Source organism: Burkholderia sp. BCC1208, assembly GCF_902833095.1.
In the GTDB taxonomy this organism is placed as follows: domain Bacteria; phylum Pseudomonadota; class Gammaproteobacteria; order Burkholderiales; family Burkholderiaceae; genus Burkholderia.
In genome coordinates this window covers 286,222-310,775 of record NZ_CADFDY010000011.1, presented here as the reverse complement: position 1 = coordinate 310,775, position 24,554 = coordinate 286,222, and the positions used below count along the sequence as shown (strand labels likewise).

Sequence of the window (24,554 nt, the reverse complement as noted above, 5' to 3'; positions counted from 1 at the left end):
AGGCTCCGTCCGCTTCGCGTCCGTCAGGCGCCGCACCGCGCGCCGGGAACGATTGACGCTCGAGCTTCCGGATGCCGCCGTGCTCCCGTTTCCTCGACTCGTTCTCCGGACTCGACATGACGACTTCGTCTCCCGCCTCCACCACCCTGATGGCCAACGCGATCCGTGCGCTCGCGATGGACGCCGTCCAGCAAGCGAACTCCGGCCACCCCGGCATGCCGATGGGCATGGCCGAAATCGGCGTCGCGCTCTGGTCGCGCCATCTGAAGCACAATCCGACGAACCCGCACTGGGCCGACCGCGACCGTTTCGTGCTGTCGAACGGCCATGGCTCGATGCTGCTGTACTCGCTGCTGCACCTGACCGGCTACGACCTGCCGATCGAAGAGCTGAAGAACTTCCGCCAGTTGCACTCGAAGACGCCGGGCCATCCGGAATACGGGATCACGCCGGGCGTCGAGACGACCACCGGCCCGCTCGGCCAGGGGCTGGCGAACGCGGTCGGCATGGCGCTCGGCGAAGCGCTGATGGCCGACGAGTTCAACCGTGACGGCGCGAAGATCGTCGATCACCACACGTACGTGTTCCTCGGCGACGGCTGCCTGATGGAAGGCATCTCGCACGAAGCCTGCTCGCTCGCCGGCACGCTGAAGCTGAACAAGCTGATCGCGCTGTACGACGACAACGGCATCTCGATCGACGGCGACGTCGTCAACTGGTTCCACGACGATACCCCGAAGCGCTTCGAAGCCTACGGCTGGAACGTGATCCCGAACGTGAACGGCCATGACGTCGACGCGGTCGACGCGGCCATCGCGAAGGCGAAGCTGTCGGACAAGCCGACGCTGATCTGCTGCAAGACGGTGATCGGCAAGGGCGCGGCGACCAAGGCCGGCGGCCACGACGTGCACGGCGCCGCGCTCGGCGCGGAAGAAATCGCGAAGACGCGCGAAGCGCTCGGCTGGAAGTGGGAGCCGTTCGTGATTCCGCAGGAAGTCTATGCGGCATGGGACGCGAAGGAAGCCGGCAAGCGCGCCGAAACCGAATGGGACGCGACGTTCGCGGCCTATCGCGCGAAGTTCCCGGCAGAAGCCGCCGAATTCGAGCGCCGGATGGCCAACAAGCTGCCGGCCGACTGGGCCGAGAAGGCTGCCGCGATCATCGCCGGCGCGAACGAGCGCGCCGAGACGGTCGCGACCCGCAAGGCGTCGCAGCAGGCGATCGAAGGGCTGGCCGCCGCGCTGCCCGAGCTGCTCGGCGGCTCGGCCGACCTGACCGGCTCGAACCTGACCAACTGGAAGGCGTCGAAGGCCGTGCGCGCGAATCCGGAAGGCGCGGGCGTGCTGCTCGGCAACCACATCAACTACGGCGTGCGCGAATTCGGCATGAGCGCCGCGATCAACGGCCTCGCGCTGCACGGCGGCCACAAGCCGTTCGGCGGCACGTTCCTGACGTTCTCCGACTACAGCCGCAACGCGCTGCGCGTGGCCGCGCTGATGAAGCTGCCGTCGATCTTCGTGTTCACGCACGACTCGATCGGCCTCGGCGAAGACGGCCCGACGCACCAGTCGATCGAGCACGTGTCGAGCCTGCGCCTGATCCCGAACCACGACGTCTGGCGCCCGGCCGACACGGTCGAGACGGCCGTCGCCTGGACCCACGCGATTGCCGCAGACCGTCCGTCGAGCCTGATCTTCAGCCGCCAGAACCTCGCATTCAACCCGCGTACCGATGCGCAGATCGCCAACATCGAGAAGGGCGGTTACGTGCTGAAGGACTGGGACGAGGAAATCGTCGCGCGCAAGATCATCCTGATCGCGACGGGCTCGGAAGTCGAACTCGCGATGAAGGCCGTCGAGCCGCTCGCGCAGCAGGGCATCGCGGCACGCGTCGTGTCGATGCCGTCGACCAACGTGTTCGACCGCCAGGACGCCGAATACCGCGAACGCGTGCTGCCGCACGGCGTGCGCCGCGTCGCGATCGAAGCGGGCGTGACGAGCTTCTGGCACAAGTACGTCGGCCTCGACGGCGGCGTCGTCGGGATCGACACGTTCGGCGAATCGGCGCCGGCCGGCGTGCTGTTCAAGTACTTCGGCTTCACCGTCGAGCACGTCGTCGAAACCGCGAAGGCCGTGCTGGCCTGAAAGCATACGCGACGCGCGCCACCCGTTGCGCGCGTCGCACCGTGAAGCTGCACGAACCGAATTTTTTCAGCCATCAGGAGATAGACCATGACGATTCGCGTCGCAATCAACGGCTACGGCCGTATCGGCCGCAACACGCTGCGCGCGTTTTATGAAAACGGCAAGAAGCACGATCTCGAGATCGTCGCGATCAACGATCTGGGCGATGCGAAGACCAACGCGCACCTGACCCAGTACGACACCGCGCACGGCAAGTTCCCGGGCGAAGTGTCGGTCGACGGCGACTACCTCGTCGTGAACGGCGACAAGATCCGCGTGCTGGCGAACCGCAACCCGGCCGAACTGCCGTGGGGCGAGCTGGGCGTCGACGTCGTGATGGAATGCACGGGCTTCTTCACGACGAAGGAAAAGGCGAGCGCGCACCTGAAGGGCGGCGCGAAGAAGGTGATCATCTCGGCGCCGGGCGGCAAGGACGTCGACGCGACGATCGTCTACGGCGTGAACCACAACGTGCTGAAGGCCGAGCACACGGTCATCTCGAACGCATCGTGCACGACGAACTGCCTCGCGCCGCTCGTCAAGCCGCTGAACGACCGGATCGGCCTCGAAACCGGCCTGATGACGACGATCCACGCGTACACGAACGACCAGGTGCTGACGGACGTCTATCACGAAGACCTGCGCCGCGCGCGTTCGGCCACGCACAGCCAGATCCCGACGAAGACGGGCGCGGCTTCCGCCGTCGGCCTGGTGCTGCCGGAACTGAACGGCAAGCTCGACGGCTACGCGATCCGCGTCCCGACGATCAACGTGTCGATCGTCGATCTGTCGTTCATCGCGAAGCGCGACACGACGGTCGAGGAAGTCAACGCGATCATGAAGGAAGCGTCGGAAGGCACGCTGAAGGGCATCCTCGGCTACAACGACGCACCGCTGGTGTCGATCGACTTCAACCACAACCCGGCTTCGTCGACGTTCGACGCGACGCTGACCAAGGTGTCGGGCCGCCTCGTGAAGGTGTCGAGCTGGTACGACAACGAGTGGGGTTTCTCGAACCGCATGCTGGATACGGCTGTCGCATTCGCGAACGCGAAGTAATCCCGCACGTCGCGCGGCCGCTGGAAGGCAGCCGGCGTGGCGAACGAACCCGGCCCGGGGCTTCCCGGCCGGGTTTTTTATTGGCCGGCGCAAATTCTCGGAGAGCATGGGGCGGGTTGGCCGCGTTCGGTCAAAAATTGATGGTGGTCGCCTAGAAGAACGAACATTTGACGCCAAAGTGAGCGGCGGACAGGAACTGGGCGTAGGTCTGCCGGTAATCATCCGCATAGATTGAAAAGCTAGGCGTTAGATAACTTCCTTGCCTTCATTTCCCGAGACATTTTGCTTGCGCGAGTTTTGTACGATTCGTTGAATGAGTGAATTGAAACCAATGACCAGTTGCCCCAAGCTGTGATTGTGAATGGTTATGGACTTTGAATAGTCGTTTCGATGGGCATAGATAGAAATTACTGTCGGAGTATCGGCGCCCCATGCGCGTGCTTCGGGCAGTAGATAGCTATGCTTATACGAATTCGATAACTCTATGAGGATTTCGGCGATTTCTTCATTCGGTTGAATGTACTCACGGATAATTTCAGCGCCAAACTCGGTCGGCCTGCCGGAACGAAATAGCATCCCATATCCGTCAACCTCAATGCGCCGAGTTTTCACTACTTCTTCCGATCGGGATCTGCAGTAAAGCGACATGACAAGATCGTCGATTACCCGCCGCATGGATAGGAGCACCGCTTCGACCGTGAAAAAGTATTTGAATACTTCCTTGGCTTGATAGGCATCGGTTGCCGCATCAACTAACATGGCCAGATGTCGGAGGCGATTCTCGATTTCAACTGCAACCAGCACGCCGTTGATTAAGCCAGGGATGCTAGGGGGATGAGGAAGTTGAAACGTACTGTACTGTTCAACTAAATACGGTAACTGGGATTTGGAGCCCGAGTAAAAATTTCGCTCTGTGACGTTTGCGTTGGTTGCCATGTTCGACCTATGGTTTTCGGGTGAGATCGCCGTACCGATACCGCATGAAGTTCTATGCACCCTAGCCGTTTTCGTGCGTAGGCGACACTTGTGCTTACTTGAACGATTGATGTGCCTCGGTGCGCGACGTCTACGGAAATTTGCGCATGCTCTTTTTTATGGCCGAGAATCGGCCGTCACCTGCTCGATCGCATCGACGAACGCCCGCTTCAGCGGGCTGTCGAGATCGGTCCACGCGAGCCCGATGCCGCTGCGGTGACCGGCCAGATCGAGCGGCCGCGCGAGCACGTTCGGCGGCAGCGCGCTCGCCGCCTGCGCCGGGATCAGCCCGATCCCCATTCCCGCCGCGACGAGCGCGAGCATCGTCGTGAATTCCCCGAACTCCTGCGCGATCTCGAGCGTCGTGCCCGCGCGACTCAATGCGAGCAGCATGTCGTCGTGAAAGCCGGGCGCGTAGCGGCGCGCGAGCACGAACGCGGGGTGGCCGCGCAATGCGGCGGGCGAAATCGCATCGTGCGCGGCGAGCGGATGGTCGAGCGGCAGCGCGACGACGAAGCCTTCCTCGAGCACCACACGTAGGTCGATGCCCGGATACGCGGCCGGCAGCCGGATCATTCCGAAGTCGATCCGGCGCTCGCGCAGCGCGGCGATCTGGTCGGGCGTCGGCATGTCTTTCAGTTCGAGCGCGATCAATGGATAGCGCTCGCGCATCGTGCGCAGCACGGCCGGCAGCAGCGCCGGCAAGACCGACGACACGAACGCGATTCGCAGCGTGCCGATTTCGCCGCGGCTCGACAGCCGTGCCATCTGTTCCGCGCGTGCGGCCTGCTGCAGCGTCGCCCGCGCTTCGGGCAGGAACACGCGCCCCGTGCCGCTCAGTTCGACCTTGTGCCGGTCGCGCTCGAACAGGCGCGCGCCGAGTTGCGCCTCGAGCGCCTTGATCTGCATGCTCAGCGCCGGCTGCACGATGCACAGGCGCTGCGCGGCGCGCCCGAAATGCAGATCTTCCGCGAGCGTGACGAAGGCGCGCAATTGCTTGAGTTCCATGGGCGGCGGGCACGAAAGGGCGGTAATCAGTTTTCATGATAACCGGATCAAGAAAGACCATTGGCGCGGCGCCCGCTTGCGGCGGAAGATACCGTCGATGCGAGACCGGCCGCGACGGGCAGCCGGCTCGACCGGCACGAGGAGACATTCATGACTAACGCGCTTGACCGGTTCCGCCTCGACGGCCGCCGCGCGCTGATTACCGGTTCCGGCCGCGGGATCGGGCTGACGCTCGCCCGCGGACTCGCGGAGGCCGGTGCGGCAATCGTCATCAACGATCGCAATGAGGAGAAGGCCGCGACGCTCGCGCGCCGTTTCCGCGACGAAGGCTTCGCGGCCGATCACGCGTTGTTCGACGTGACCGAGCACGCGCAGGTGCGCGCGGCGATCGACGATGTCGAGGCGCGCGTCGGCGCGATCGACATCCTCGTGAACAACGCGGGCATCCAGCGTCGCGCGCCGCTCGATGCATTCGACCCGGACGACTGGCATGCACTGATGCGCGTGAATCTCGACGGCGTGTTCAACGTCGCGCAGGCCGTCGCGCGGCACATGATCGCGCGCGGCCGCGGGAAAATCATCAACATCTGTTCGGTGCAGAGCGAGCTCGCGCGGCCGACGATCGCACCGTATGCGGCGACCAAGGGCGCGGTGCGGATGCTGACCAAAGGGATGTGCGCCGACTGGGCGCGCCACGGCATCCAGGCGAACGGCCTCGCGCCCGGCTATTTCGAAACCGAACTGAATCGCGCGCTGGTCGACGATGCGGCGTTTTCGGACTGGCTGTGCAAGCGCACGCCGGCCGGCCGCTGGGGGCAGGTCGACGAGCTGTGCGGCGCGGCGATCTTCCTCGCGTCGGCCGCGTCCGATTTCGTGAACGGCCAGACGCTGTTCGTGGATGGCGGGCTGACCAGTGCCGTCTGACAAGGAGCGTGTCATGCGTATGCGTTGCATGTGTGTCGTGATCCACGGGCCGAACGACCTGCGGGTCGAGGAGCAGGACGCGGGCGAGATCGGCCCGGGCCAGGTGCGCGTCGACGTCGCGATGGGCGGCATCTGCGGCTCCGACCTGCATTACTTCCGGCATGGCGGCTTCGGCGCGATCCGGCTGCAGCAGCCGATGGTGCTCGGCCACGAGGTCGCCGGCACGGTCGCGGAAGTGGCGCCGGACGTGACCTCGGTGAAGGCCGGCGATCGCGTCGCGGTCAATCCGAGCCGGCCGTGCGGCGCGTGCCGCTACTGTCTCGAAGGGCTGCCGAACCAGTGTCTCGACATGCGCTTCTACGGCAGCGCGATGCGGATGCCGCACGTGCAGGGTGCGTTCCGCAACGCGCTCGTGTGCGACGCGGCGCAGTGCGTGAAGGTCGCCGATCACGTGCCGCTGTCGCTCGCAGCGCTTGCCGAGCCGTTCGCGGTCGGGCTGCATGCGGTGTCGCGCGCGGGCCCGCTGATCGGCAAGCGCGTGCTCGTGTCGGGCTGCGGGCCGATCGGCGTGCTGGCGGTCGCGGCGGCGCGCGTGCACGGCGCGGCGGAGATCGTCGCGACCGACGTCGTCGACGCGCCGCTGGAAGTGGCGCGCGCGCTCGGCGCGGACCGCACGATCAACGCGGCGACCGATGCCGGTTGGGTCGAACGGTACGGCGCCGACAAGGGCACGTTCGACGTGATGATCGAGTGTTCGGGCAATGCGCGCGCGCTGCGCGACGGGCTGGACGTGATGCGGCCGCGCGGTGTCGTCGTGCAGCTCGGGCTCGGCGGCGACGTGAGCCTGCCGCAGAACGTCGTGGTCGCGAAGGAGTTGTCGATCTGCGGCTCGTTCCGCTTTCATGCGGAATTCGCGCTGGCCGTGCAGCTGATCAACGCGGGGCGCGTCGACCTGCGGCCGGCCGTCACGCGCGTGTTCCCGATGCGCGATGCGAACCTCGCGTTCGAACTGGCGGGCGATCGCCAGCGGGCGATGAAGGTGCTGATCGATTTCGCGAACGAGGCCGCGTGACGGTGCGGCGTCAGCGCGTCGCGCCGGCCGCGGCACCCTTGGCAAAAAGGCACGCCCGCGATGCGCGGCGCGTGCCTTTTTCGTCGTGCGGCGCAAACGGATTGCCGGCCCGCGGCATCACTGCGTGACCCGCCGCGTGCCGACACGTTGCGATGCGAGCCACAGCGCGATCAGCGCGCCCGCCAGCGCGGCACCCGCGACGCACACGCCGCGCCAGCCGTCGAGGCCGTACGCGACGCTCGCCGCGAACGACCCGAACGCGCCGCCGATGAAATAGCTCGTCAGGTAGATCGTCGTCACGCGGCTGCGTGCGTTGCCCGCGAGCGCATAGATCACGCTCTGGTTCGAGATGTGCATGCCCTGCACGCCGACGTCAAGCAGCAGGATGCCCGCGATCAGCGCCGCGAGCGAATGCGAGCCGGTCGCGATCAGCGCGAACGACGCGAGCACGGCCGCCGCGAACAGGCCGGTGGCCGCATTGCCGTGGCCGCGATCGACGAGCCGGCCGGCCGACGTCGCCGCGAGCGCGCCGACCGCGCCGACGATCCCGAACAGGCCGATCTGCCCTTCCGAATAGCTGTACGGCGGTTGGCTCAGCAAAAACGTGAGACCCGTCCACAGCAGGCTGAAGCACGCGAACACGAGCGCGCCGTAGGTCGAGCGCAGCGCGATCGGCGGCTGCGCGCGCACCAGCGCGACGAGCGACTTCATCAGCGCCGCATAGTCGACGCGCGCGTCGCGGCGATCCTTCGGCAGCTTCACGGCGAGCACGCCGGTCAGCGCGAGCACCATCGCCGCGGCGATGCCGTACACCGCGCGCCAGCCGAACCAGTCGGCGATCGCGCCGGCCGCGACGCGTGCGAGCAGGATACCGAGCAGGAGCCCGCTCATCACGGTGCCGACCGCGCGGCCGCGCGAGCGCGCGTCGGCGAGCGACGCCGCGAACGGCACGAGCAGCTGTGTCGAACAGGTGACGAAGCCGACCGCGACGTTCGCGACGACGAACATCGTGAAGTTCGTGCTGAACGTGACCGCGATCAGTGCGACGACGTTGAGCATCAGCAGCCGCACGATCAGCGTATGGCGATTGACCGCGTCGCCCAGCGGGACGATCAGCAGCAGGCTGGCCGCATAGCCGAGCTGCGTCAGCGTGACGAGATAGCCGAGCTCGGTCGGCGCGCGCCCGAAGCTGTGCGCGATCGCGGCGAGGAGCGGCTGCGCGTAATAGATGTTGCCGATGACGATGCCGCACGCGCAGGCGAACAGCAGCGTCATGCCGCGGGTAAGGGGAGGGTGGTTGTCGTGATGCGGTTCCATGGTCGCGAAAAACAGCGGCGCCGGCCGGCGGCACGGGGCCATCGGTTGCGCGGGGTGACGGAAATCGGGGCCGGCGTCGACGGATCGGCGGTGAGCCGATGCGTGCCGGGCGGTTCGCGCCCGGCCTGCATCGGGCGGGCGGCGGACCGCCGTGCGACGGGCCGAGCCCGGGCGGGCCCGGGCGGGCCGCTCCGGTGCGGCGACAGCGGCACTGCACGGAAGCGGATGTGCGTATGATGCGGGAATCGACCCATAGCGTCCAAGACTGGATCGTTATGGTCTCTATTGGAAAAACCAATACGTTGGTCGCGATGCTTCTCCGCCACATCCGCTATTTCCTGGCCGTCGCCGAGCAGCGCAGTTTCACGCGCGCGGCCGATGCGCTGCACGTGTCGCAGCCGACGCTGTCGCAGCAGGTGCGCCAGCTCGAGGAAACGCTCGGCGTGCAGTTGTTCGACCGTTCGGGCCGCACGGTGCAGCTCACCGAATTCGGCGAGGTCTATGTGCGCCATGCGCGCGCCGCACTGCACGCGCTCGAGACCGGGCAGCGCGCGCTGCACGACGTCGCCGATCTCGGCAGCGGCTCGCTGCGGCTCGCGATGATGCCGACTTTCGCGGCCTACCTGAGCGGCTCGCTGATCGACGCATTCCATGCCGACCATCCGAACATCGCACTGACGATCGACGCGATGCCGCAGGCGCGCATCGAGGCGCTGCTCGCCGACGACCAGCTCGACGCCGGTTTCGCCTTCATGCCGCCGCGCGCGCCGGAGATCGACGCGCTGCCGCTGTGGGACGAGCCGCTTGCACTGGTGACGGGCCGCACGCACCGCCTCGCGCGCCGCCGCCGCGCGCTGACGCCGGCCGAGCTCGGCGGCGAGCCGCTGGTGCTGCTGAGCCGTGCGTTCGCGACGCGCGAGCGCATCGACCGGTATTTCGTCGAGCACGGCGCGCAGCCGTTGATCGCGATCGAGACGAATACGGTCAGCGCGGTGCTGGAGCTCGTGCGGCGCGGCCGGCTCGCGACGGTGCTGCCCGAGGCTGTCGCGCGCGAGAGCGCCGACTTGTGCGCGCTGGAGATCGATCCGCCGCTGCCGACGCGCACGGCCGCGCTGCTCACGCGCAAGGGCGCGTACCGCAGCGTCGCGGCGCGTGCATTCATCGAGCGCGTGCTCGCGTATCGCGCTCCGTCGGAACGGTGACCGGTAAGGCCGAACGCAGGGCCAGGCGGCGCGGGAGGGTTACGCGCCAGGCGTCGGGAAGAAGACGCCCGCGCGCTGCGCGGCGTTCGCGATGTGCGTTTCGATCGCGGTGCCGGCGGCGCCCGCGTCGCGCGCGATCAGCGCGTCGACGATCGCACGATGCTCGTGCCATGTCGACAGCAGCAGTTCGCGCCGGTAGAACGGCATGCGCTGGCTTTCCTTCATGATGTCCGCGCTGCTGCGCAGGATGGACTCGATCGCCGCGTTGCCGGCCAGATGGATGATCCGCATGTGGAAGTCGAAGTCGAGCCGCGATGCTTCGTCGAGCGCGTTCTCCGTCAGCGCGACGTGCAGGTCGGCGAGGTTGTCCTCGAACCACGCGATGTCGGCGTCGCTGACCACGCGCGCGGCCATCTGCGCGGCGAAGCCTTCGAGCGCATAGCGCATCTGGTAGGTATCGGGCGGCGACGACTGTTCGGCGAATTGCCACGGATGCGCGGCCGACGCCTGCGCGCTTTCGACGTATACACCCTTGCCCGCGCGGATGCGCAGCATCCCGAGCGCCTCGAGCGTCGACAGCGCCTCGCGCAGCGACGCGCGGCTGATTTCCAGCTCCTCCGAGAGCTGGCGCTGGGCCGGCAGCAGGCTGCCGACCGGGTACACGCCCGTCTCGATCCGGTCGCGGATCGTCGCGATGGCGGTGTCGGTCACGGTATGCGGAACATTTTTCATGATGTGAACGATGGCCGGTCTGACCGGCATTGTAATCCGCACGCAGCCGGTGCACGACCGCCTACGGGAAAGCCACGATCCGCCCCCTTATGGGGCACCGCCAGCACACGCGCAGGGGCGGGAAATCCCTATTTTGTCCGTCCTTGACGTCACTATATCGGCTTCCTACTATCCACCATAACATCACTGGTCTTACCAGTATGAACAGACGAAACTGCAACCGTTGGATCGGGAGAGCGCCGTGTCGAAATTCCTCAATTCGCTGTTTGGCCGGGTAGTCGTCGCATTAATCCTGGGGGTCGCGCTCGGCGCGTTCTTCCCGCACTTCGCCGAGTCGCTGCGTCCGCTCGGCGACGGCTTCCTAAAGCTCATCAAGATGGTCATCGGCCCGATCGTGTTCTGCGTCGTGGTCAGCGGGATGGCCAATGCGGGCGACCTGAAGAAGGTCGGCCGGGTCGGCCTGAAGGCCATCGTCTACTTCGAGGTGATGACGACGCTCGCGCTCGGCATCGGGCTCGTCCTCGCATGGGTCACGCGCCCGGGCGTTGGGATGAACATCGACCTGCGCTCGCTCGACGCGGCGTCGCTGTCGACGTACGCGAAGAACGCCGAAAGCCTGAAGGACACGGCCGGCTACCTGATGAAGATCATCCCCGAGACCGCGATCGACGCGTTCGCGAAGGGCGACATCCTGCAGATCCTCGTGTTCGCGGTGCTGTTCGGCTCCGCGCTGTCGCTGCTCGGCGACAAGGCGCAGCGCGTCAATTCGCTGATCGAGGAACTGTCGCACGTGTTCTTCCGGATCATCGGCTTCATCATCAAGCTCGCGCCGCTCGGCGTGCTCGGCGCGATCGCGTTCACGACCGGCAAGTACGGCGTCGCGTCGCTCAAGCAGCTCGGCTACCTGGTCGCGGTGTTCTACCTGAGCTGCTTCGTGTTCGTCACGGTCGTGCTCGGCACGGTGATGCGGCTCGCGGGCTTCTCGGTGTTCAAGCTGATCCGCTACCTGCGCGAGGAACTGTCGATCGTGCTCGGCACGGCGTCGTCGGACGCGGTGCTGCCGCAGGTGATGAGCAAGCTCGAATACATGGGCATCAAGGATTCGACCGTCGGCCTCGTGATTCCGACCGGCTATTCGTTCAACCTCGACGGCTTCTCGATCTACCTGACGCTCGCGGTGCTGTTCATCGCGCAGGCCACCAACACGCCGCTGTCCACGCACGACCTGATCGTCGTGCTGCTCGTGTCGCTCGTCACGTCGAAAGGCGCGCACGGCATCCCCGGCTCGGCGATCGTGATTCTCGCGGCGACGCTGTCGGCGATTCCCGCGATTCCGGTGCTCGGCCTCGTGCTGATCCTGCCGGTCGACTGGTTCGTCGGCATCGCCCGCGCGCTGACCAACCTGATCGGCAACTGCGTCGCGACGGTGGTGGTCGCGGTGTGGGAGAACGACATCGACCGTGCCCGCGCGAAGCGCGTGCTGAACCGCGAGCTGCGCTACGTGGCCGATGTGCCGGGCAGCGCCGCGCCGGTCGCCGGCGACCAGGCTCACGCGCTTTGAACACGACGCTCGCGCGGTGCGGCTTCCCCGGCCGCACCGCGCGAGCGAACTTCATGCGACCGGCGCGCCGACGCGTCGGCGCTTGCCAAAAAAAGTGGAGACGACATGGCAGCCCCCATCCTCGATCCGAACGCGCCGGCTTTCACGCGGCGCTACATGAACCTCGCCGACCCGCGCTTGGGCGCGCAGGCGCTCTTCGCCAGCGACGAATTCTTCGCGCCGAAGGAGCGCATGCTCGATCCCGAGCCGGCCGTGTTCATTCCCGGCAAGTACGACGACCACGGCAAGTGGATGGACGGCTGGGAAACCCGCCGCAAGCGCACGACCGGCCACGACTTCTGCGTGGTCCGGCTCGCGCGGCCGGGCGTGATCCACGGCGTCGATCTCGATACGAGCCACTTCACCGGCAACTTTCCGCCGGCCGCGTCGATCGAGGCCTGCGCGGTGGACGGCGACACGCCGCCCGACGACGCCGCATGGCGCACGATCGTTCCCGCGACGACGCTGCAGGGCAATTCGCATCACTACGTGAGCGTCGACGATGCGCGGCCGGTCACGCACCTGCGCGTGAACCTGTATCCGGACGGCGGGCTCGCGCGGCTGCGCGTGTACGGCCAGCCGCAGCGCGACTGGCGCCACGTGCCGGCCGGCGAACTCGTCGATCTCGCGGCGATCGAGAACGGCGGCTACCTGGTGGCCGCGAACAACCAGCACTTCGGCCCGGCCTCGCAGATGCTGATGCCGGGGCGCGGCGCGAACATGGGTGACGGCTGGGAAACGCGGCGCCGCCGCGAACCCGGCAACGACTGGGCGATCGTCGCGCTCGCGCGGCCGGGCATCATCCGGCGCGTCGAGGTCGATACGGCGTTCTTCAAGGGCAATTTCCCCGATCGCTGCTCGCTGCAGGCCGCGCACGTGACGGGCGGCACCGACGATTCGCTCGTCACGCAGGCGATGTTCTGGGCCGAACTGCTCGGTGAGCAGAAGCTGCAGATGGACCACGTGCACACGTTCGACTCGCTCGCGGCGCTCGGCCCCGTCACGCACGTGCGGTTCAACATCTTCCCGGACGGCGGCGTGTCGCGCCTGCGTCTGTGGGGCGAGCCGGCTTGACGGAGGGCAACGGCATGAGCGGAACTCCCATCCTGCGCGTCGAGCGCCTGACCCGCGAAGCGTTCGCGCCGTTCGGCGACGTGATCGAGCTCGAAGGCGCGCGGCATTTCCCGATCAACGGCGGCACGACCGAGCGCTTTCACGATCTCGCGACGATCGACGTCTGCGCGGACGGCGGCCGGCCGCTCGTCAGCGTGTTTCGCGCGCAGCCGCGTGCGCTGCCGGTCGCGATCACGCTGATGGAGCGTCATCCGCACGGCAGCCAGGCGTTCATCCCGCTCGCGGCGGTGTCGCGCTACGCGATCGTCGTCGCGCCGGCCGGCGAATTCCGGCCCGACGCGATGCGCGCGTTCCTGGCCGAAGGCTGGCAGGGCGTCAATTATGCGAAGGGCGTCTGGCACCATCCGCTGCTCGCGCTCGACGCGGTCAGCGATTTCGTGATCGTCGATCGCGGCGGCCCGCAGCCGAACTGCGACGAGATCCCGCTGGAACGCGCGTGGGCGCTCGATTTCGAGCCGGCCTGCGCGGGCGCCGAAGGGCTTTCGTAAGCATTCCGGGCGCGCGGCAGGCACGCCGAAAAAGCAGACGGCCCGGGCGGCGAGATGCCGGCCGGGCCGTGCCGCGTGCGCGGGAGGCGCGATTCAGTGCTTGCGGTGCGGGCAGTTCTCGGTCGTGCACGAGCCGTACATCGCGAGCGAATGCTCCTGGAGCCGGAAGCCGCGCTCCTTCGCGATCGCCTGCTGGCGGCCTTCGATCTCGGCGTCGAAGAATTCCTCGACGCGGCCGCAATCGAGGCACACGAGGTGGTCGTGGTGCGAACCTTCGTTCAGCTCGAACACCGCCTTGCCGGATTCGAAGTTGCTGCGCGTGAGCAGGCCGGCCTGCTCGAACTGCGTGAGCACGCGGTAGACGGTGGCGAGCCCGATGTCGAGCTGCTCGTTGAGCAGGTTGCGGTAGACGTCTTCGGCCGTCAGGTGACGCACGGGGCTCTGCTGGAAGATCTCGAGAATCTTGAGGCGCGGTAGGGTGGCCTTTAGCCCGATATTCTTGAGATCCGTCGGATTGGTCATGGCTAGGCATCCCTAGAGTACAATGCAGGGCTTCAATGTTACCGGCTTTTCGCCGTTCCAGATATACGCGCGGCCTGCACGCGGGCCAGCACGGTGAAGGAAATGATCCCAGAATCGCTTTCGCACTTTCAGAGGAGTCGCATGCGGAGTGCCATCATCGCTGCCGCCGCCGTTGTCGCGCTGGCGGGTTGTTCGTCGTACGACAGCGTGACGCAGCGCATTGCGCAGAGCATCACGCCGTATCGGATCACCGTCGTGCAAGGCAACTTCGTGTCGCAGGAGAAAGCCGCACAGTTGCAGGTCGGCATGACGCGCGAGCAGGTCCGCGCGCTGCTCGGCACACCGCTGCTGGCGGACATGTTCCACGCGGATCGCTGGGATTACCTGTTCTATTTCAAGCGCGGCTCGACGTCGATCGTCCAGCAGCGTGACCTCGTGGTGATCTTCGCGGGCGATCGCGTGGCGAGCTGGAGCGGCGCCGACAACCTGCCGTCCGAGCTCGACCTGCTGGCCGACATCGACGGCGACCGCGGCGGCAAGAAGGCGAAGGCCGCCGCCGCGGCGAAGAAGGCGTCCGAAGCCGCCGCCGCGAGCGCCGCGCAGGCCGCCGCTGCCGCGAGTCCGGCCGCGGTGCCGGCGTCCGGCGCGGTGGTCGAGCAGGATGCGGATGCGAACGCCCAGGCGGCACGCGCGGCGAACCGCGCGACCAACCAGGTGTCGGGGCAGGGTTCGGCGTCGCGCCGATTCACGCCGTCCGCGCAGGCATCGGGCGGCGCGCCGGTGCCGGGCGGGCAGCCGCCGGGCGCCGCGCCGGCGATCCAGCCGCAGTTCCAGTTCCATCGTCCGCCGCAGCCGAACTTGTCGAACGAGGCTGCGCCGCCGGTCGGCCCGCAAGGCTCGGACAACCTGCAGAACCAGCCGCTCACCGCACCGGCCCAGTAAGCGGCCGGCATGCGGAAACGGGGCGGCATGCGCCGCCCGCCTTTAGACCTGTCGTGTAGAAAGCCATGAAGATTGCGATTGCCGGCGCATCGGGCCGAATGGGCCGGATGCTGATCGAAGCCGTTCTCAACGATGCCGACGCGCAGCTCGTCGGCGCGCTCGACCGCGCCGGTTCGCCGTTCCTCGGCCAGGACGCCGGTGCGTTCCTCGGCAAGGACACCGGGATCAAGCTGACCGACGACCTCGACGCCGTGTTCGCGCAGGCCGACTACCTGATCGATTTCACGCGTCCGGAAGGCACGATGGCCCACATCGAGGCCGCGCTGCGCCACGACGTGAAGCTCGTGATCGGCACGACCGGCTTCACCGCCGAGCAGAAGGCCGAGCTGCAGGCCGCTGCGGCCAAGGTCGGCATCGTGTTCGCGGCGAACATGAGCGTCGGCGTGAACGTCACGCTGAAGCTGCTCGAATTCGCGGCGAAGCATTTCTCGCACGGCTACGACATCGAGATCATCGAGGCGCATCACCGCCACAAGGTCGACGCGCCGTCGGGCACCGCGCTGATGATGGGCGAAGCCGTCGCCGGCGCGCTCGGCCGCTCGCTCGACGATTGCGCGGTGTACGGCCGCCACGGCGTGACGGGCGAGCGCGATCCGTCGTCGATCGGCTTTGCCGCGGTGCGCGGCGGCGACATCGTCGGCGACCACACCGTGCTGTTCGCCGGGATCGGCGAGCGCATCGAGATCACGCACAAGTCGTCGAGCCGCGTGTCGTATGCGCAGGGCGCGTTGCGCGCGGTCCGCTTCCTGTCGGCGCGCGGCGCCGGCCTGTTCGACATGCAGGACGTGCTCGGCCTGCGCTGATCCCGCGAGGAAACTCCGATGGCGATTCCCACCGGCGTTGTCCACTACCTCGAAAGCGGCGATGCGATCACGCACGCCGTCTCCTACGTGCTGCTGGCGATGTCCGTCGCCAGCTGGTGCTTCCTCTTCATGAAAGCCTGGCTGCTGGTCCGCGCGAAGCGGCAGGGGCCGCTTGCGCTCGCCGCGTTCTGGCGCGCGCCGTCGCTCGACGCGGGTATCGCCGCGCTCGCCGGCGCCGATCGCGAGCGCGTATTCGTGCCGCTCGCCGAAGCCGCGCGCGACGCGGCCGACGACCACGACCCGGCCGCGCTGGCCGCGCGCGTCGAGCGCGGCGAACGCGTGTTGCGCGCGTTGCGTCATGCGATGCTGCGCTCGCAGCGGCGCCTCGAATTCGGCCAGGTGCTGCTCGCGTCGATCGGCAGCACCGCGCCGTTCGTCGGGCTGCTCGGCACCGTCTGGGGCATCTATCACGCGCTCGGCAGCATCGCCGCGAGCGGGCAGGCGCAGATCGAGAACGTCGCGGGGCCGGTCGGCGAGGCGCTGATCATGACCGCGTTCGGGCTGGTCGTCGCGATTCCCGCGGTGCTCGCGTACAACATCCTCGGCCGGCTCGTCCGGCAGCTCAGCGAGGAACTCGACGGCTTCGCGCGCGATCTGCACGTATTCGTGTGCGCACAGGGACAGGGCGCCTGACGCGCCGGCTCCGGAGGAACGACCATGGCATTCGGCGGGCTCGAGCACCACAAGACGTCCGCGCCGATGGCGGAGATCAACATGACGCCGCTGATCGACGTGATGCTCGTGCTGCTCGTCATCTTCATCATCACCGCGCCGCTGATGACGCACGCGATCCGGCTCGACCTGCCGAAGGTCGCGGCCAGCGTCGCGCGCGACACGCCGCAATCCGTCACCCTGTCGATCGACGACGCGGGCAAGCTCTACTGGGACGACGCGCCCGTGGCGCTCGACGCGCTGCCCGCGCGCTTCCGGGCCGCTGCCGCGGGCGCCGCGCCGCCCGAGTTGCGGCTGCGCGCGTCGCGCGCGACGCGCTACGACGTGATCGCGCAGGTGATGGGCGCCGCGCAGGCCGCGGGCCTCACGCGGATCGGTTTCGTGACCGACGTGCCGGCGGCCGTCGCCGCGCCGGCCGCTGCCGGCGCGAAACCCTGATTCGTCGTCGTTGCGGGCCCTCCGGCCCGAGAGACCGGCCGTGCGGGCCCGCACGGGCGGTATAATCGACGTTTTTCCCGGCCCGGAACCGCTCAGCCGTTCCTGCGCCGGGCACGCACGATTTCGATCCAATCCTGCGCGCGCCGTCGCGCCGCTTAAAGCCTAGCCCGAACCACACCATGCACGAGAGATACGTACCCGCCGACGTCGAAGCCGCCGCCCAGGGCGACTGGCGCGCAGCCGATGCCTACAAGACGAGGGAAGATTCGCAGAAGCCGAAGTTCTACTGCGTATCGATGCTGCCGTACCCGTCCGGCAAGCTGCACATGGGTCACGTGCGCAACTACACGATCAACGACGTGATGTACCGCTATCTGCGGATGAACGGCTACAACACGCTGATGCCGATGGGCTGGGATGCGTTCGGGATGCCGGCCGAGAACGCCGCGATGGCGAACGGCGTGCCGCCTGCGAAGTGGACCTACGACAACATCGACTACATGAAGGGCCAGATGCAGTCGATGGGCCTCGCGATCGACTGGTCGCGCGAGATCGCGACGTGCAAGCCCGACTACTACAAGTGGAACCAGTGGCTGTTCCTGAAGATGCTCGAGAAGGGCATCGCGTACAAGAAGACGGGCACCGTGAACTGGGATCCGGTCGACCAGACCGTGCTCGCGAACGAGCAGGTGATCGACGGCCGCGGCTGGCGTTCGGGCGCGCTCGTCGAGAAGCGCGAGATCCCGATGTACTACCTGCGCATCACGCAGTACGCGGATGAGCTGCTGAACGACCTCGACGGCCTCGGCTGGCCCGAGCGCGTGAAGATCATGCAGCAGAACTGGATCGGCAAGAGCTTCGGCGTGAACTTCGGCTTCCCGTACGAACTCGACGGCGAGCAGAAGCTGTTGCGCGTGTTCACGACGCGCGCCGACACGATCATGGGCGTCACGTTCTGCGCGATCGCGGCCGAGCACCCGCTCGCCACGCGCCTCGCGCAGGACAAGCCGGAACTGCTCGCGTTCATCGACGAGTGCAAGCGCGGCGGCGTCGCCGAGGCCGACGTCGCGACGATGGAGAAGAAGGGCGTCGCGACCGGCTTCTCGGTCAAGCACCCGCTGACCGGCGAGCCGGTCGAGGTGTGGATCGGCAACTACGTGCTGATGAGCTATGGCGAAGGCGCGGTGATGGGCGTGCCGGGCCACGACGAGCGCGATTTCGCGTTCGCGAAGAAATACGCGCTGCCGATCAAGCAGGTGATCGCGAGCGAAGGGCAGACGTACTCGCTCGACGCGTGGCAGGAGTGGTACGGCGACAAGGAAACCGCGGTCTGCGTGAACAGCGGCAAGTACGACGGCCTGCGCTACACGGAAGCGGTCGACGCGGTCGCCACCGACCTGAAGGCCGGCGGCTTCGGCGACAAGCAGGTCACGTGGCGCCTGCGCGACTGGGGCGTGTCGCGCCAGCGCTACTGGGGCACGCCGATCCCGATCATCCACTGCCCGTCGTGCGGCGACGTGCCGGTGCCGGAGCAGGATCTGCCCGTCGTGCTGCCGGAAGACCTCGTGCCGGACGGCTCGGGCAACCCGCTCGCGAAGTCCGAGGCGTTCCTGAACTGCACGTGCCCGACATGCGGCGCGGCGGCGAAGCGCGAAACCGACACGATGGACACCTTCGTCGATTCGTCGTGGTACTTCTCGCGCTACACGGCGCCGGACGCCGAGACGATGGTCGACGCGCGCACCGATTACTGGATGCCGATGGATCAGTACATCGGCGGCATCGAGCACGCGATCCTGCACCTGCTGTATTCGCGCTTCTGGACCAAGGTGATGCGCGACCTCGGCCTCGTGAAGTTCGGCGAGCCGGCGAAGAACCTGCTCACGCAGGGGATGGTGCTGAACGAGACGTACTACCGCGAGGACGCCGCGGGCAAGAAGACCTGGTACAACCCGCTCGACGTGACGGTCACGCACGACGACAAGGGTCGCCCGGTCGGCGCGACGCTGAATGCGGACGGCCAGCCGGTCGTGCTCGGCGGTATCGAAAAGATGTCGAAGTCAAAGAACAACGGTGTCGATCCGCAACTGCTGATCGACCAGTACGGCGCCGATACCGCGCGCCTGTTCACGATGTTCGCGGCGCCGCCCGAGCAGCAGCTCGAGTGGTCGGGCGCGGGCGTCGAGGGCGCGAGCCGCTTCCTGCGCCGCGTGTGGAGCTTCGGCTACGGCAACCGCGAAGCGCTCGCCGCGCGCGCGGGTTTCGATGCCGCCGCGCTCGGCGACGCCGACAAGGCGCTGCGCCGCGAGATCTACAGCGTGCTGAAGCAGGCCGATTTCGACTACCAGCGCCTGCAGTACAACACGGTCGTGTCGGCCGCGATGAAGATGCTGAACGCGATCGACGGCGCGAAGGGCGCGACGCCCGCCGTGCTGCGCGAGACGTACGGCGTACTGCTGCGCGTGCTGTACCCGGTCGTGCCGCACGTCACGTTCGAGCTGTGGAAGACACTCGGCTACGCGGACGAATTCGGCCCGCTGCTCGATGCGCCGTGGCCGAAGGTCGACGAGGCCGCGCTCGAGCAGGCCGAGATCGAACTCGTGCTGCAGGTGAACGGCAAGGTGCGCGGTGCGCTGAAGGTCGCGAAGGACGCGAGCCGCGACGCGATCGAAGCGGCAGCGGTGGCCGACGAGGCATTCGCGAAATTCAGCGACGGCAAGCCGGCGAAGAAGATCGTCGTCGTGCCGGGCCGCCTCGTGAACATCGTCGTCTGACGGCCGCCGGCCGTCGGACGTACCCAGAAGGAGCGAAGGTGATCCGCAGATCGTTTTTGATGCTCGTCGGCAGCGCGGTCGCGCTGTCGGCATGCGGCTTCCAGTTGCGCGGCCAGCAGGACTACGCGTTCAAGCACCTGTTCGTGGCCGGTGCGCCGGCGCCCGTCCAGGCGCGGCTCACGCGCCTCGTCCAGGCCGGCAGCGACACGAAGATCGTCAAGTCGGCGGACGACGCCGACGCCGTGCTGCGCATGTGGGAGTCGCGTGGCCAGAACACGCTGACACTCAACAAGTACGGCTCCGCGCAGGAATACGCGCTGTTCTACACGCTGAACTACACGCTGACGAGCAAGGACGGCACCGTGCTGATCCCGCCGAGCGCGATCGCGCTGAACCGCGCGATGACGTACAGCGACCAGTACACGAACGCGAAGGCGCAGGAAGCCGACATCCTGTACGGCGACATGCAGAACGACGCGGTCGACCAGCTGATGCGGCGTCTCGCGATCGTCCACACGCTGACGCCGGCGCCGGAGGACGTGGTGCCGGGCGTGGCGCCGCGCGCGCCGCTGCCGCCGCCGCCGCTCTGATCGCGGGCGCACGCAGCGATGCAATTGCGACTTGATGCGCTGGAGCCGCACCTCGCGAAGGGGTTGGCCGGGCTCTACACCGTCTACGGCGACGAGCCGCTGCTCGCGCAGGAAGCGTGCGACCGCATTCGTGCGGCCGCGCGCGCGGCCGGCTTTACCGAGCGTTCGGTGCATACGGTCGAGCGCGGCTTCGACTGGAGCGTGCTGCTCGGCGCGACCCAGGCGATGTCGCTGTTCGGCGAGCGCCAGCTGATCGAGCTGCGCATTCCGTCGGGCAAGCCCGGCAAGGAAGGCGCCGATGCGCTGAAGACGCTCGCGGCCACGCCCAATCCGGACGCGCTGCTGCTCGTCACGTTGCCGCGCCTCGACGCGGCCACGCAGAAATCCGCATGGTTTACCGCGCTGCAGAACGGCGGTGTCGCGCTGAAGATCGATCCGGTCGACCGTGCGCAACTGCCGAACTGGATCGGCCAGCGACTCGCGATGCAGGGCCAGCGTGCCGCGCCGGGCGATGACGGGCGTCGCGCGCTGCAGTTCATCGCGGAGCGCGTCGAGGGCAACCTGCTCGCCGCGCACCAGGAAATCCAGAAGCTCGGGCTGCTGTATCCGCAAGGCGCGCTGTCGTTCGAGCAGGTGCACGACGCGGTGCTGAACGTCGCGCGCTACGACGTGTTCAAGCTGAACGAGGCGATGCTCGCCGGCGACGCCGCGCGGCTCGCGCGGATGATCGACGGGTTGAAGGGCGAAGGCGAGGCGATCGTGCTCGTGATGTGGGCCGTCGTCGAGGAACTGCGCACGCTGCTGCGGATCAAGCGCGGCACGACGGCGGGCAAGCCGCTCGCGACGCTGCTGCGCGAGAACCGCGTGTGGGGGCCGCGCGAGCGGTTGATCGCGCCTGCGCTGAACCGCGTGTCGGAAGCGGTGCTCGAAAAGGCGCTCGCGTTCGCCGCGAAGCTCGACCGGCAGGTCAAGGGGCTCACGGCCGTCGCGCCGGGCCGCCGCACGCAGGACGAACCGCCGCCGGACCCGTGGGACGGGTTGTTCCAGCTCGCGATGACGGTCGCGGGCGCCCGCGGCGAGCGACCGCCGACCGCGGGTCGCGGGCGGCGCTGAGCCCCGTTCGGGCCTTCAGCGCGCGCCGCGCAACCCGCTTACAATGCTTCGACGGCTGGCGCGGCATATCGGCCGCTGCCCTGCACGGAGGGCTGTCCCGCGGATCGTCGCCCCCGAATGGCCGGCCCCGGATGGCCGATCCACGCTTCCCCACGAATTCATGCCGCTCCGCGCGGCTCGCTTCTCGAGTCACACGATGGATATCGATCAGTACATGACCGACCTGGGCCGCCGCGCCCGGCACGCTTCCCGCGCGATGGCGCGCGCCAGCACGGCCGCGAAGAACGCGGCGCTCGACGCCGTGGCCCGCGCGATCGAACGCGACGCGCAGGCGCTGAAGGACGCGAATGCGCGCGACGTCGCCCGCGCCCGTGAAAAAGGGCTCGATGCGGCGTTCGTCGACCGCCTGACGTTGTCGGACAAGGCGCTGAAAACGATGGTGGAAGGGCTGCGCCAGGTCGCGTCGCTGGCCGATCCGATCGGCGAGATCGGCAACCTCAAGTTCCGCCCGAGCGGGATCCAGGTCGGCCAGATGCGCGTGCCGCTCGGCGTGATCGGCATCATCTACGAGTCGCGCCCGAACGTGACGATCGACGCGGCCGCGCTGTGCCTGAAGTCGGGCAACGCGACGATCCTGCGCGGCGGCTCCGAAGCGCTCGAATCGAACACGGCGCTCGCGAAGCTGATCGGCGAAGGGCTCGAAGCGGCCGGGCTGCCGCAGGACGCGGTGCAGGTCGTCGCGACGGCCGATCGTGCTGCGGTCGGCAAGCTGATCACGATGACCGAATACGTCGACGTGATCGTGCCGCGCGGCGGCAAGAGCCTGATCGAACGGCTGATCGACGAGGCGCGCGTGCCGATGATCAAGCACCTCGACGGCATCTGCCACGTGTACGTCGACGATCGCGCCGATCTCGACCGCGCGCTGACCGTCTGCGACAACGCGAAGACGCACCGCTACGGCACCTGCAACACGATGGAGACGCTGCTCGTCGCGAGCGGCATCGCCGCGAAGGTGCTGCCGCCGCTCGGCAAGCTGTATCGCGACAAGCAGGTCGAACTGCGCGTCGATGCGGCCGCGCGCGCGGTGCTCGCCGACGCGGGCGTCGGCCCGCTCGTCGACGCGACCGAAGCAGACTGGCACACCGAGTATCTCGCGCCGGTGCTCGCGATCAAGGTCGTCGACGGGCTCGACGCCGCGATCGAGCACATCAACCATTACGGCTCGCATCACACGGATGCGATCGTCACCGAGGATCACGACCGCGCGATGCGGTTCCTGCGCGAAGTCGATTCGGCGAGCGTGATGGTCAACGCGTCGACGCGCTTCGCGGACGGTTTCGAATTCGGCCTCGGCGCGGAAATCGGCATCTCGAACGACAAGCTGCACGCGCGCGGGCCGGTCGGCCTGGAAGGGCTCACGTCGCTGAAGTACGTGGTGCTCGGGCACGGCGAAGGCCGTCAGTAAGTCAACAGCGAGGCGCAACACCAATGGCAATGCTCTGGGTCAAGACGTTCCACATCGTTCTGATCGCCGCGTGGTTCGCGGGGCTGTTCTACCTGCCGCGTATCTACGTGAACCTGGCCATGGAGACCGATCCGGCCGCGGTGCGGCGCCTGCTGCTGATGGCGCGCAAGCTGTTCCGCTTCATGACGATGATCGCGGTGCCCGCGCTGGCCTGCGGGCTCTGGCTCTGGCTCGTGATCGGCATCGGGCAGGGGCAGGGCTGGATCCATGCGAAGGTGACGGTCGTGCTGCTGCTCGTGATCTACCACGCGTATTGCGGGCACCTGCTGCGGGTGTTCGAGCGCGGCGAGAACCGCCGCACCGACAAGTGGTATCGCGTGTTCAACGAACTGCCGGTGCTCGGCATGCTCGCGGCGGTCGCGCTGGTGGTGATCAAGCCGTTCTGAGCGGCGCGGCAAGCACGGCCGGCGGTCGATGAACGACGGCACCCCACGGGGTGCCGTTGTGCGTTTACGGGCGGTTCCGCGCGGCGCCGGTTCAATCCTTCGTGCCGTCGTCGATCCGGCGCCGCGTGATCGCTTCCTTCGCGCGGCCGACCCGTTCCATCAGCGCCGGCCCGCGCGACAGCGCGACGCCGACCGCGAGAATGTCGCCGATCGCGAGATGCGACATCCGCGACGTCATCGGCGAGAACACGTCCGTTTCCTCGGCGACGTTCGACGCGAGGCTGACCGTCGCGAGCTTCGCGAGCGGCGAATGGCTCTGCGTGATCGCGACGACTTTCGCGCCGCACGCGAGCGCGGAGCGCGCGGCGTCGACGATGTCGCGCGTGCGGCCCGTATTCGAGATCGCGACGACGACGTCGTGCGGCCCGAGCAGCGCCGACGACATCGAGAACGTGTGCGGATCCGAATACGCGACGCTCGGCACGCCGAGCCGGAAGAACTTGTGCTGGATGTCCTGCGCGGCGATGCCCGAGCCGCCGGCGCCGTAGAACTCGATGCGCGACGCGTTCGACAGCAGCGCGATCGCGTCGGCGACGCTGCCCGCGGACAGGCTGTTGCGCACTTCGATCAGCGCGCCGATCGTGCGGTCGAACACCTTGCCGATGATGCCGGGCGCCGGTTCGTCGGGCTCGACGTCGCGGTACACCGACGACACGCCCGGCGCCACGCTCTGCGCGAGCCGGATCTTGAATTCGCGAAAGCCGCTGCAGCCGAGCGCCTGGCAGAAGCGCGCGATCGTCGGCTGGCTGACGCCCGCACGGGTCGACAGCTCGGTCATCGCGAGGTCGAGCACCTCGCGCGGCGCGGCGAGAATGTAGTCGGCGAGCTTGCGCTCCGACGGGCGCAACTCGGCGCGGATCGCTTCAATGCGGGGCAGCATGGGACGGCATGTGGAAATCGGGTTCGGATGAG

The 24,554-nt window shown here is 67.6% G+C and carries 23 protein-coding genes; 17 read left to right on the top strand and 6 right to left on the bottom strand.

Annotated features, from left to right (window positions below):
- Positions 1-71: 71 nt before the first annotated feature.
- Both tkt and gap read left to right on the top strand, forming a co-directional pair.
- Positions 72-2,144 carry a transketolase gene (gene tkt, locus HWX09_RS26825; RefSeq protein ID WP_027783523.1) on the top strand — a complete coding sequence of 691 codons (2,073 nt, stop codon included), beginning with the start codon at positions 72-74 and terminating at the stop codon, positions 2,142-2,144.
- Between the two features lie 87 nt (positions 2,145-2,231).
- Positions 2,232-3,242 carry a type I glyceraldehyde-3-phosphate dehydrogenase gene (gap, locus tag HWX09_RS26820; protein WP_027783524.1) on the top strand — a complete coding sequence of 337 codons (1,011 nt, stop codon included), beginning with the start codon at positions 2,232-2,234 and terminating at the stop codon, positions 3,240-3,242.
- Between the two features lie 246 nt (positions 3,243-3,488).
- Here the strand turns inward: gap and HWX09_RS26815 are convergent, their stop codons facing one another.
- Both HWX09_RS26815 and HWX09_RS26810 read right to left on the bottom strand, forming a co-directional pair.
- Positions 3,489-4,178: a hypothetical protein gene (locus HWX09_RS26815; protein ID WP_155257340.1), complete on the bottom strand. Its 690-nt coding sequence runs from the start codon at positions 4,176-4,178 to the stop codon at positions 3,489-3,491.
- A gap of 156 nt (positions 4,179-4,334) precedes the next feature.
- The gene (locus tag HWX09_RS26810; RefSeq protein ID WP_027783525.1) at positions 4,335-5,225 is read right to left on the bottom strand and encodes a LysR family transcriptional regulator; all 891 of its coding nucleotides are present in this window, start codon (positions 5,223-5,225) and stop codon (positions 4,335-4,337) included.
- A gap of 150 nt (positions 5,226-5,375) precedes the next feature.
- Here HWX09_RS26810 and HWX09_RS26805 point away from each other — a divergent pair, with 150 nt between their 5' ends.
- Positions 5,376-6,149: an SDR family NAD(P)-dependent oxidoreductase gene (locus HWX09_RS26805; protein ID WP_027783526.1), complete on the top strand. Its 774-nt coding sequence runs from the start codon at positions 5,376-5,378 to the stop codon at positions 6,147-6,149.
- A 13-nt stretch (positions 6,150-6,162) separates the two neighbouring features.
- Positions 6,163-7,221, top strand: coding sequence for an L-idonate 5-dehydrogenase (locus HWX09_RS26800; protein ID WP_027783527.1), 1,059 nt, complete (start codon positions 6,163-6,165; stop codon positions 7,219-7,221).
- A 117-nt stretch (positions 7,222-7,338) separates the two neighbouring features.
- On the opposite strand, the gene HWX09_RS26795 is transcribed toward HWX09_RS26800, so the two are convergent.
- The gene (locus HWX09_RS26795; protein WP_027783528.1) at positions 7,339-8,538 is read right to left on the bottom strand and encodes an MFS transporter; all 1,200 of its coding nucleotides are present in this window, start codon (positions 8,536-8,538) and stop codon (positions 7,339-7,341) included.
- Between the two features lie 311 nt (positions 8,539-8,849).
- Between HWX09_RS26795 and cynR the strand changes: the two genes are divergently transcribed.
- A complete protein-coding gene (cynR, locus tag HWX09_RS26790; protein ID WP_027783529.1) occupies positions 8,850-9,740 on the top strand; it encodes a transcriptional regulator CynR in 891 nt (296 codons plus the stop codon).
- 39 nt (positions 9,741-9,779) lie between these two features.
- On the opposite strand, the gene HWX09_RS26785 is transcribed toward cynR, so the two are convergent.
- On the bottom strand, positions 9,780-10,502 hold the full coding sequence (locus HWX09_RS26785; protein ID WP_027783530.1) for a FadR/GntR family transcriptional regulator: 723 nt from the start codon (positions 10,500-10,502) through the stop codon (positions 9,780-9,782).
- Between the two features lie 211 nt (positions 10,503-10,713).
- Between HWX09_RS26785 and HWX09_RS26780 the strand changes: the two genes are divergently transcribed.
- The 3 genes from HWX09_RS26780 (at position 10,714) to HWX09_RS26770 (ending at position 13,694) form a co-directional block, all read left to right on the top strand.
- Entirely contained in the window at positions 10,714-12,033 is a 1,320-nt protein-coding gene (locus tag HWX09_RS26780) for a C4-dicarboxylate transporter DctA (protein WP_027783531.1), read from the top strand.
- 105 nt (positions 12,034-12,138) lie between these two features.
- Positions 12,139-13,146: an allantoicase gene (gene alc, locus HWX09_RS26775; RefSeq protein ID WP_027783532.1), complete on the top strand. Its 1,008-nt coding sequence runs from the start codon at positions 12,139-12,141 to the stop codon at positions 13,144-13,146.
- 14 nt (positions 13,147-13,160) lie between these two features.
- Positions 13,161-13,694 carry an ureidoglycolate lyase gene (locus HWX09_RS26770; RefSeq protein ID WP_027783533.1) on the top strand — a complete coding sequence of 178 codons (534 nt, stop codon included), beginning with the start codon at positions 13,161-13,163 and terminating at the stop codon, positions 13,692-13,694.
- 93 nt (positions 13,695-13,787) lie between these two features.
- Here HWX09_RS26770 and fur read toward each other — a convergent pair whose 3' ends face one another.
- Positions 13,788-14,216, bottom strand: a complete 429-nt coding sequence (gene fur / locus HWX09_RS26765) for a ferric iron uptake transcriptional regulator (protein ID WP_011350926.1) — start codon at positions 14,214-14,216, stop codon at positions 13,788-13,790.
- Between the two features lie 141 nt (positions 14,217-14,357).
- On the opposite strand from fur, the gene HWX09_RS26760 reads away from it, so the two are divergent.
- From HWX09_RS26760 to HWX09_RS26720, 9 genes are all read left to right on the top strand, one after another.
- Complete coding sequence (locus HWX09_RS26760; RefSeq protein WP_027783534.1) at positions 14,358-15,158, top strand: outer membrane protein assembly factor BamE; 801 nt, start codon at positions 14,358-14,360, stop codon at positions 15,156-15,158.
- A 65-nt stretch (positions 15,159-15,223) separates the two neighbouring features.
- The gene (gene dapB, locus HWX09_RS26755; protein ID WP_027783535.1) at positions 15,224-16,021 is read left to right on the top strand and encodes a 4-hydroxy-tetrahydrodipicolinate reductase; all 798 of its coding nucleotides are present in this window, start codon (positions 15,224-15,226) and stop codon (positions 16,019-16,021) included.
- 18 nt (positions 16,022-16,039) lie between these two features.
- Positions 16,040-16,714: a MotA/TolQ/ExbB proton channel family protein gene (locus tag HWX09_RS26750; protein WP_027783536.1), complete on the top strand. Its 675-nt coding sequence runs from the start codon at positions 16,040-16,042 to the stop codon at positions 16,712-16,714.
- A gap of 24 nt (positions 16,715-16,738) precedes the next feature.
- Positions 16,739-17,191, top strand: coding sequence for a biopolymer transporter ExbD (locus HWX09_RS26745; protein WP_027783537.1), 453 nt, complete (start codon positions 16,739-16,741; stop codon positions 17,189-17,191).
- A 179-nt stretch (positions 17,192-17,370) separates the two neighbouring features.
- The gene (gene leuS, locus HWX09_RS26740; RefSeq protein ID WP_027783538.1) at positions 17,371-19,965 is read left to right on the top strand and encodes a leucine--tRNA ligase; all 2,595 of its coding nucleotides are present in this window, start codon (positions 17,371-17,373) and stop codon (positions 19,963-19,965) included.
- 38 nt (positions 19,966-20,003) lie between these two features.
- Positions 20,004-20,555, top strand: coding sequence for an LPS assembly lipoprotein LptE (lptE, locus tag HWX09_RS26735; protein ID WP_027783539.1), 552 nt, complete (start codon positions 20,004-20,006; stop codon positions 20,553-20,555).
- Positions 20,556-20,573: 18 nt separating this feature from the next.
- On the top strand, positions 20,574-21,668 hold the full coding sequence (gene holA, locus HWX09_RS26730) for a DNA polymerase III subunit delta (RefSeq protein WP_027783540.1): 1,095 nt from the start codon (positions 20,574-20,576) through the stop codon (positions 21,666-21,668).
- 196 nt (positions 21,669-21,864) lie between these two features.
- Complete coding sequence (locus HWX09_RS26725; protein WP_027783541.1) at positions 21,865-23,136, top strand: glutamate-5-semialdehyde dehydrogenase; 1,272 nt, start codon at positions 21,865-21,867, stop codon at positions 23,134-23,136.
- A gap of 23 nt (positions 23,137-23,159) precedes the next feature.
- Positions 23,160-23,582, top strand: coding sequence for a CopD family protein (locus HWX09_RS26720; RefSeq protein WP_006760213.1), 423 nt, complete (start codon positions 23,160-23,162; stop codon positions 23,580-23,582).
- Between the two features lie 91 nt (positions 23,583-23,673).
- On the opposite strand, the gene HWX09_RS26715 is transcribed toward HWX09_RS26720, so the two are convergent.
- On the bottom strand, positions 23,674-24,522 hold the full coding sequence (locus HWX09_RS26715) for a MurR/RpiR family transcriptional regulator (RefSeq protein ID WP_027783542.1): 849 nt from the start codon (positions 24,520-24,522) through the stop codon (positions 23,674-23,676).
- Positions 24,523-24,554: the final 32 nt, after the last annotated feature.

Excerpts from the sequence above, each read along its gene's own strand:
- tkt (WP_027783523.1), top strand. The coding sequence starts at position 72 with ATGCCGCCGTGCTCCCGTTTCCTCGACTCGTTCTCCGGACTCGACATG.
- gap (WP_027783524.1), top strand. The coding sequence starts at position 2,232 with ATGACGATTCGCGTCGCAATCAACGGCTACGGCCGTATCGGCCGCAAC.
- HWX09_RS26815 (WP_155257340.1), bottom strand. The coding sequence starts at position 4,178 with ATGGCAACCAACGCAAACGTCACAGAGCGAAATTTTTACTCGGGCTCC.
- HWX09_RS26810 (WP_027783525.1), bottom strand. The coding sequence starts at position 5,225 with ATGGAACTCAAGCAATTGCGCGCCTTCGTCACGCTCGCGGAAGATCTG.
- HWX09_RS26805 (WP_027783526.1), top strand. The coding sequence starts at position 5,376 with ATGACTAACGCGCTTGACCGGTTCCGCCTCGACGGCCGCCGCGCGCTG.
- HWX09_RS26800 (WP_027783527.1), top strand. The coding sequence starts at position 6,163 with ATGCGTATGCGTTGCATGTGTGTCGTGATCCACGGGCCGAACGACCTG.
- HWX09_RS26795 (WP_027783528.1), bottom strand. The coding sequence starts at position 8,538 with ATGGAACCGCATCACGACAACCACCCTCCCCTTACCCGCGGCATGACG.
- cynR (WP_027783529.1), top strand. The coding sequence starts at position 8,850 with ATGCTTCTCCGCCACATCCGCTATTTCCTGGCCGTCGCCGAGCAGCGC.
- HWX09_RS26785 (WP_027783530.1), bottom strand. The coding sequence starts at position 10,502 with ATGCCGGTCAGACCGGCCATCGTTCACATCATGAAAAATGTTCCGCAT.
- alc (WP_027783532.1), top strand. The coding sequence starts at position 12,139 with ATGGCAGCCCCCATCCTCGATCCGAACGCGCCGGCTTTCACGCGGCGC.
- HWX09_RS26770 (WP_027783533.1), top strand. The coding sequence starts at position 13,161 with ATGAGCGGAACTCCCATCCTGCGCGTCGAGCGCCTGACCCGCGAAGCG.
- fur (WP_011350926.1), bottom strand. The coding sequence starts at position 14,216 with ATGACCAATCCGACGGATCTCAAGAATATCGGGCTAAAGGCCACCCTA.
- HWX09_RS26760 (WP_027783534.1), top strand. The coding sequence starts at position 14,358 with ATGCGGAGTGCCATCATCGCTGCCGCCGCCGTTGTCGCGCTGGCGGGT.
- dapB (WP_027783535.1), top strand. The coding sequence starts at position 15,224 with ATGAAGATTGCGATTGCCGGCGCATCGGGCCGAATGGGCCGGATGCTG.
- HWX09_RS26750 (WP_027783536.1), top strand. The coding sequence starts at position 16,040 with ATGGCGATTCCCACCGGCGTTGTCCACTACCTCGAAAGCGGCGATGCG.
- HWX09_RS26745 (WP_027783537.1), top strand. The coding sequence starts at position 16,739 with ATGGCATTCGGCGGGCTCGAGCACCACAAGACGTCCGCGCCGATGGCG.
- leuS (WP_027783538.1), top strand. The coding sequence starts at position 17,371 with ATGCACGAGAGATACGTACCCGCCGACGTCGAAGCCGCCGCCCAGGGC.
- holA (WP_027783540.1), top strand. The coding sequence starts at position 20,574 with ATGCAATTGCGACTTGATGCGCTGGAGCCGCACCTCGCGAAGGGGTTG.
- HWX09_RS26725 (WP_027783541.1), top strand. The coding sequence starts at position 21,865 with ATGGATATCGATCAGTACATGACCGACCTGGGCCGCCGCGCCCGGCAC.
- HWX09_RS26720 (WP_006760213.1), top strand. The coding sequence starts at position 23,160 with ATGGCAATGCTCTGGGTCAAGACGTTCCACATCGTTCTGATCGCCGCG.
- HWX09_RS26715 (WP_027783542.1), bottom strand. The coding sequence starts at position 24,522 with ATGCTGCCCCGCATTGAAGCGATCCGCGCCGAGTTGCGCCCGTCGGAG.